The organism is Pseudomonas sp. EA_65y_Pfl1_P113 (assembly GCF_963970525.1).
GTDB classification, from domain to species: domain Bacteria; phylum Pseudomonadota; class Gammaproteobacteria; order Pseudomonadales; family Pseudomonadaceae; genus Aquipseudomonas; species Aquipseudomonas tritici.
This window is the reverse complement of record NZ_CAXAQM010000373.1, coordinates 1-513: the sequence shown is the minus strand read 5'-3', so window position 1 is coordinate 513 and position 513 is coordinate 1. Positions and strand designations below refer to the sequence as shown.

2 protein-coding genes are annotated in these 513 nt (G+C 64.9%); both read right to left on the bottom strand.

The genetic code is table 11. The features are described from left to right. A partial coding sequence (locus AACY52_RS30125; RefSeq protein WP_339561349.1) for a dihydrofolate reductase occupies positions 1-153 on the bottom strand: 153 nt, incomplete at its 3' end. A 75-nt stretch (positions 154-228) separates the two neighbouring features. Further along, the coding region (locus AACY52_RS30120; protein WP_339561348.1) for an autotransporter domain-containing protein at positions 229-513 on the bottom strand (285 nt) is incomplete at its 5' end.

Below are 513 nucleotides of genomic sequence, written 5' to 3'. Positions count from 1 at the left end.
CGGGAAGCTCTCGAAGGTCTTGCGCCCCATCACCATCGGCTTGCCCATCGTCAACGCCTTGAAGCGTTTGAGATCGGCCGGGAGGTGCCAGGGCAAGGCACCCGCGGCACCGATGACGCCATTGTCGGCGCGCGCGAGATAGAGCGTGATCATCTGCCCCTCATGCCGCGCCGCGCCGCTGATGGCGAGGGAAGATCTAGCGCGCGTCGGATCGGTGCCGATCGCGGCTTAGAACTTCTTTGTCGCCGATACGCGCACCGTCATCGATCGCGAGCCGGGGCCGCCCCTTCCACCCAAGTCGATTCCGGTGGTCCAGCCGTCGCCGGGGTTGATTCCCAGCCCGATTTCGAACTGGACCTCGTCCCGCAGCCAGTCGTTATTGGTGATGCTGTACTGCGATGGGCCCCCGAGATCGGCATAGTCCAGCAACTGCGGACTGGCTTGATTGAACTCGTGACGCCATTCGAACCGGGCACGGGGCGCAAAGGCACCAAGGTGCAGGGTCGCCCGGCC